This window comes from Bradyrhizobium sp. MV1.5, from assembly GCF_055807615.1.
In genome coordinates this window covers 18596-24427 of record NZ_JBVVPL010000010.1, presented here as the reverse complement: position 1 = coordinate 24427, position 5832 = coordinate 18596, and the positions used below count along the sequence as shown (strand labels likewise).

The window sequence follows — 5832 nt, the reverse complement described above, 5'->3', positions numbered from 1 at the left end:
CGGCGCGTGTGTTTTGGTGCTGGTGTGTGGGGGGGGGCGGGGGTTTAGGGTCCGGGGTAGGTCGCTATTTTAATACCCAAACCCAACCCCCCCCCCCCCCCCCCCCGCGCCCGATCCAGTATTCCAGAGACGGTTGTGATCGATCGAGACGCTGCGGCGTACTGGGTCGCCCGGTCGAGCCGGGCGACGACACCGCTTTGTGGCGATGGCGCGCCCTACTTCAGGCTCAAGCCCCGTTCAGGAATTGAAGCGGGTCAACCGGGCTCGATCCCTTACGGATCTCGAAGTGGAGTTGCGGCGACGCCACCTCCCCGGATTGACCCGACTTGGCAATGACCTGGCCGCGCTTGATGGTATCGCCGCGCTTCACCATCAGCTCACTCGCATGGGCATATGCGGTGACGTAGCCGTTGGAGTGCCGAACCAGGACGAGATTGCCGTAACCTTTCAGCTCGTTGCCGGAATAGGCAACGACACCGTCTTCAGCTGCCTTGACCGGCGTACCCTCGGGCACCGCGAGATTGATGCCGTCGTTGGACTTGCCATTGGTCTTGGCGCCGTAGCTCGTGACCACCTTGCCGCGCACCGGCCAGCGGAAAGTCGGCAGCGCGCTGGTGGTCTCCGCGGCTTTCGCCGGAGCTTCCGCGGCCTTGTCTTCGACATTGGCCGTGGCCTGGGCCAGGCGCGCGCTCTGCACGGGCGCGGCGACGGCCGCCATTTTGGTAGCGGGCGCAGGTGCGGCCGCAACGGGCTGCAGCGTCCCCGCGACGGGAGCGGCTCCGATCGGAGCCGCAGCAAGCGGTGCCGCGACCGCGGCGGTCTTGGCGCCGGGCACGGTCAGCCTGGCGCCAAGCTTGAGCTTTGCAGAGGGATCGAGGCGGTTGGCGCGGGCCAGTTCGGCCGCCGAGATATGGTTCTTGCGGGCAATGCTGGCGAGCGTGTCGCCGTGGTTCACGAAGTGCGTGCTCGACGGCGCGGCAACGGCCGCAACCGGCCTCGCAGCAGGCGCCAGCGCGGGGGCCGCCGCAACGGGAACCATGAGCGGCGCGGGCGCAGCGGCCGTCGCCTGGTGCGGAATGATCAGTTGCTGGCCGGGCGAGAGCGCGCGCGGCCCCTTATAGCCGTTGGCGGCGAGAATCGCCTGCGGCGTGACGCGATAGCGTTTGGCAAGCAGGTCGAGCGTATCGCTGGTGCCGACGATGATCTTGGTTCCACCGACCGGCTGGGCGGCTGCAACCGAGCGCGGCGGCACGGTGGCCGTGGTCTCCAGATGCGGCTGCGCCGGGGGGGCGTAGGAGCCGACACCGCGACCACCTCCGGACACACCGCCTGTTGCAACGGGGTAGGATTGCGGCGCGGACACCGCCGGCGGCAAAGGCTGCGACTGATAGGAACCGGGCTGCGTCTGCGGCCGCGAATATTGCGGCAGCTCACGCTGCGGCGGCGGTGCCTGCTGCACCGAACCGGTCGATTCCTGCGCGAAGGGATTGGAGAAGTTCGACTGGGACATGCGCGACGACATGTCGGCGCTGCACCCTGCGAAGCTGAAGGAGATCAGCGCCAGCACCGCGACCTGCGGCACACGGCGCGAGTAAAGCAACTCGGCGGCAACGGACATGGTTACTCACTCGTACGCAACAGAACTGGTGTTTTAAGTAAACACGCGCCGAGTAAATAACGGCTTAACCCTCCCAATAAGACGTTGTCAGCACAGCCAATCCGGAATTCTACAGCTCCCGCGCCACACCGGGCAGCGCCGGCACGAAGCGGACCTCGACGAGTTCCTTGCGCTCGACCGCGGCTTCGGTCCGGCTCAGCCGGATCAGCGTCTGGACGCCCTGATGGGGGCCGACGGGCGCGATCAGGATGCCGCCCACCTCCAGCCGCTCGACCAGATTCTCCGGGAGCTGCTCCATCGCCGCCGTGACGATGATGCGGTCGAACGGGCCGATATTGGGGGGCAGATTGAGTCCGTCGCCCAGCATCACCTCGACGTTGTGATAGTTGAGCTTTTCAAGCCTGATACGTGCGGCATCCGCCAGCTTGCGGTAGCGCTCGACCGTCAACACCTGGCCGGCGAGCCGCGACAGCACCGCCGCCTGGTAGCCCGAGCCGGCGCCGATCTCGAGCACGCGGTGCTTCTTCTGAAGCTGGAGCTGCTCGGTCATGTAGGCGACGACGAAGGGCTGGCTGATGGTCTGCCCGCAGGCAATCGGTAGCGCGCTGTCGCGATAGGCGCCGTCGCGATCGGCGTCGTCGACGAATTGATCGCGCGGCACCTCCTCCATGGCCCGCAGGACCGCCTGGTCGCTGATGCCCCGACGCCTCAGCGTGAGCTGAAACATCATCTTTTCCGGCGGGTGCTGATGGGGGGTCATTGCCTGCTGTGCTGTCTTTTGGAGTCCGGGGCGCCAACCCGGGGGGCGCTAGATTCTTGTTCCGGCTCAGGAACCCATGATACGCTTGGGATGGCGTAGTTGACCACAAATTGGCTTGCAACGGGCGAGCCGCGATGGCCATTTTCAGGCATCCGTTCGTCGAAACGCGCATTGCGTCGATTCATGTTATCTGCGAACGTTTTTGGCAATGGGCAAGGACTCCACCATGACCGCGACGGGGCTTACCGGCCGCTCTGTATTCCTCGTCGAAGACGAGGTGATGATCAGGATGATGGTCGCGGACATGCTCGAAGAGCTTGGCTACAAGGTCGCAGCCGAAGCTGGCGACATCACCGAGGCCATGCGGCTCGCCCAGGCAACCGAGTTCGACATCGCCATTCTCGACGTCAACGTCAACGGCAAGGTCATCTCGCCGGTCGCCGACGTCATCAAGGCGAAGGGCTGCCCGTTCATCTTCGCGACCGGATACGGCTCCTCCGGCCTGCCCGAGCAGTACCGCGATCGGCCGGCGCTTCAGAAGCCGTTTCAGCTCGACGCGCTCGGCAAGACCATCGAAGCCGCGCTTCGCGGCGGCTAGGCCCCGTTCCAGTCGGACTTACTTCAGCGTTGCACTCAGCGCCTCGGAAAACGCCTCGTTGGTCCGGTCGAGCCTGAGCGGCGTGACGGAGACGTAGCGTTCGCGCAGCGCCGCGAGATCGGTGCCTTCAGCGGGCGTATCCATCATCGCAGTGCGCTCGAAGCCGATCCAGAAATAGGGATTGCCACGGCCGTCCTTGCGCTCGTCGATTTTGAGGAAGCCGAGGTTGCGCTTGCCCTGCCGCGTCACGCGAATGCCCAGCACATCCTCCGGCGCGCAGGCGGGGAAGTTGACGTTGATGACGGTGTCCTTCGGGATGCCGGCGGCGATCACCTTGCGCAGGATGTCGGGCCCGAATTTGCGCGCAGTGTCCCACAGCGGCCGGTCGCGGGTCTCGACGCTGAATTCCTGCGACAGGGCGAAGGACGGCAGCCCCAGGATGGTACCCTCCAGCGCGCCGGCGATGGTGCCGGAATAGACCACGTCCTCGGCGACGTTGCGGCCCTTGTTGACGCCGGACAGCACGACATCGGGCAGCTTGGCGCCGAGGATGTGGCGCGCGCCCATGATGACGCAGTCGGTCGGCGTGCCGCGCACCGCGAAATGCCGCGGTCCGACCTCGCGCAGCCGCAGCGGATCGTTCAGCGACAGCGAATGCGACACGCCGGACTGGTCGAGCTCAGGCGCGACCACCCAGACGTCATCGGACAATGCGCGCGCGATCTCCTCCAGGACCTTGAGGCCGGGGGCGTGGATGCCGTCGTCATTGGTACAGAGAATGCGCATGGGAAAGGTCGATTCCTGAAGCGGGTCTGAGCCGTCTTATCCGGCCGGGGCCGATCAGGCAAACCGGCCGACTGGCGCCGGCACCCGGTTGCCGGCCTGGCCGGCTATCGGCGAACGCGCCATTGCGGCAGGAAGCGCGCCAGCCGGCCCTCCGCGTGCAATTTCATCGCCGGCACGACCGGGCTCACGATGGGAGCCTCGATGACGCCGAGCGCCTCCAGCTGTGCAACGACCGGATCCGCCAACGGCGCCTGCGGAAAGCGTTCGCGTGCCAGCGTCAGTGCCCGGTCGAAATCCGCGGCATTCACACCGGGCTTGGCCCGCCGGCTCTGGACGAGATGATCGTCCCAGAGCCGCGTGATCTCGATGTCGAGCACGCCACGCAGCCGCTGATCGACAGCCTGGATGCCGGCACCCGTCACCGCCCATTGTCTGCCGACCCAGAAGATGTCGCGGTGCAAGGCCATGAACGATCGGTTCGCGTTGTCGGGTGGCCGGCAGGATAACCGGCCGCCCGATCTTCGCAACCAAACGTTTCGACCGTTTCAGGCGAGCAACGTGCCTTACTCGCGCGCGACGACCTTCAGGCCGCCCATATAGGGCTGGAGCACATCGGGGACTGCAATCGAGCCGTCCTCCTGCTGATAAGTCTCCATCACGGCGATCAGCGCGCGGCCGACCGCGGTACCCGAGCCGTTCAGCGTATGCACGAAACGCGGCTTGCCGTCGGGCCCGCGCGAGCGGGCATCCATGCGCCGCGCCTGGAAGTCGCCGCAGACCGAGCAGCTCGAGATCTCGCGGAACATGCCGCCCTCGCCCTGCCCCGGCATCCAGACCTCGATGTCATAGGTTTTTTGCGACGAGAAACCCATATCTCCTGCGCACAGCGTCATCACGCGATAATGCAACTCGAGCTTCTGCAACACCTGTTCGGCGCAGGACAGCATCCGCTCCAGTTCGTCCTTGCTGGTTTCGGGCGTTGTGATCGAGACCAGCTCGACCTTGGTGAACTGGTGCTGCCGGATCATGCCTCGGGTGTCGCGCCCGGCCGCACCAGCCTCCGCGCGAAAACACGGCGTCAGCGCAGTCAGCCGCATCGGCAATTGTTTCTCGTCCAGGATGGATTCGCGGACGAGGTTGGTGAGGGCAACCTCGGCGGTCGGGATGAGGCCGAGGCGCTCGGTCATCAGCCGCTCTGGGTCCGGCGCGGCCAGGAGCTCACCCCTGATCGCCCAGAACTGATCGTCCTCGAATTTCGGCAACTGCCCGGTGCCGAACATCACCTCGTTGCGCACCAGCAGCGGCGGATTGACCTCGGTGTAGCCGTGCTCGTTGATATGCAGGTCGAGCATGAACTGGCCGAGCGCGCGCTCCAGTCTCGCCAACCCCTTCTTGAGTACGACGAAGCGCGCACCCGATAGTTTTGCCGCTGTCTCGAAATCCATGTAGCCGAGGGCGGTCCCGAGATCGTCGTGCAGCTTCGGCGCGAAGCCGTAATTGCGCTTGTTGCCGAACACATGGTGCTGAACGTTGCCGTGCTCGTCGACGCCATCGGGCACTTCGTCTAACGGGATGTTCGGAATCGCGGACAGCTCTTTCGTCAGCTCCTCGTCGGCAGCCTTCGCGGTCGCCTCGAGCTCCGGCATCGTGGTCTTGAGCTCGGTAACTTCCGCCATCAGCTTCGCCGCGCGCGCCTCGTCCTTCGCCTTCTTGGCATCGCCGATTTCCTTGGAGGCCGCATTGCGCCGCGCCTGCGCCTGCTCGGAAGCCAGGATCGCCGTACGCCGGGTCTCGTCGATCGCTAGCAGCGAGGCCGACAACGGCTTCAGGCCGCGTCGTACGAGGCCGGCGTCGAAGGCTTGCGGGTTGTCGCGGATCGATTTGATGTCGTGCATGGCCGAAGTCCTGGGGCTTGTTGCAACCCTGCAAATCCTGGATTTGCATTCATGCAAATGGCTGACTCCCCTAGCACGGCTGTCATGGCCCCCGCAAGCGGGCGGGCCAGGATTAAAGAGGGATGACAGGGGTGCCGAAAGGGCGCCGCGGACAGGTTTACCCCCACCCCAGGGC

At 65.5% G+C, this 5832-nt stretch carries 6 protein-coding genes; 1 reads left to right on the top strand and 5 read right to left on the bottom strand.

Annotated elements, in window-relative coordinates; genetic code table 11:
* Positions 1 to 226: 226 nt before the first annotated feature.
* Together AC0L2J_RS12220 and AC0L2J_RS12215 are read right to left on the bottom strand one after the other, a co-directional pair.
* On the bottom strand, positions 227 to 1618 hold the full coding sequence (locus AC0L2J_RS12220) for a LysM peptidoglycan-binding domain-containing M23 family metallopeptidase (RefSeq protein WP_063996223.1): 1392 nt from the start codon (positions 1616 to 1618) through the stop codon (positions 227 to 229).
* Between the two features lie 109 nt (positions 1619 to 1727).
* The gene (locus AC0L2J_RS12215) at positions 1728 to 2378 is read right to left on the bottom strand and encodes a protein-L-isoaspartate(D-aspartate) O-methyltransferase (protein WP_473389969.1); all 651 of its coding nucleotides are present in this window, start codon (positions 2376 to 2378) and stop codon (positions 1728 to 1730) included.
* A gap of 226 nt (positions 2379 to 2604) precedes the next feature.
* Here AC0L2J_RS12215 and AC0L2J_RS12210 point away from each other — a divergent pair, with 226 nt between their 5' ends.
* Positions 2605 to 2976, top strand: a complete 372-nt coding sequence (locus AC0L2J_RS12210; protein WP_473389966.1) for a response regulator — start codon at positions 2605 to 2607, stop codon at positions 2974 to 2976.
* A gap of 18 nt (positions 2977 to 2994) precedes the next feature.
* Here the strand turns inward: AC0L2J_RS12210 and surE are convergent, their stop codons facing one another.
* The 3 genes from surE to serS all read right to left on the bottom strand — a co-directional run bounded on the left by surE (position 2995) and on the right by serS (position 5657).
* Complete coding sequence (gene surE / locus AC0L2J_RS12205) at positions 2995 to 3762, bottom strand: 5'/3'-nucleotidase SurE (protein WP_007610706.1); 768 nt, start codon at positions 3760 to 3762, stop codon at positions 2995 to 2997.
* Positions 3763 to 3866: 104 nt separating this feature from the next.
* Positions 3867 to 4229: a hypothetical protein gene (locus AC0L2J_RS12200; protein ID WP_473389963.1), complete on the bottom strand. Its 363-nt coding sequence runs from the start codon at positions 4227 to 4229 to the stop codon at positions 3867 to 3869.
* A 96-nt stretch (positions 4230 to 4325) separates the two neighbouring features.
* Positions 4326 to 5657: a serine--tRNA ligase gene (gene serS, locus AC0L2J_RS12195; RefSeq protein ID WP_473389959.1), complete on the bottom strand. Its 1332-nt coding sequence runs from the start codon at positions 5655 to 5657 to the stop codon at positions 4326 to 4328.
* Positions 5658 to 5832 lie beyond the last annotated feature (175 nt).

Excerpts from the sequence above, each read along its gene's own strand:
- AC0L2J_RS12215 (WP_473389969.1), bottom strand. The coding sequence starts at position 2,378 with ATGACCCCCCATCAGCACCCGCCGGAAAAGATGATGTTTCAGCTCACG.
- serS (WP_473389959.1), bottom strand. The coding sequence starts at position 5,657 with ATGCACGACATCAAATCGATCCGCGACAACCCGCAAGCCTTCGACGCC.
- AC0L2J_RS12210 (WP_473389966.1), top strand. The coding sequence starts at position 2,605 with ATGACCGCGACGGGGCTTACCGGCCGCTCTGTATTCCTCGTCGAAGAC.
- AC0L2J_RS12200 (WP_473389963.1), bottom strand. The coding sequence starts at position 4,229 with ATGGCCTTGCACCGCGACATCTTCTGGGTCGGCAGACAATGGGCGGTG.
- surE (WP_007610706.1), bottom strand. The coding sequence starts at position 3,762 with ATGCGCATTCTCTGTACCAATGACGACGGCATCCACGCCCCCGGCCTC.
- AC0L2J_RS12220 (WP_063996223.1), bottom strand. The coding sequence starts at position 1,618 with ATGTCCGTTGCCGCCGAGTTGCTTTACTCGCGCCGTGTGCCGCAGGTC.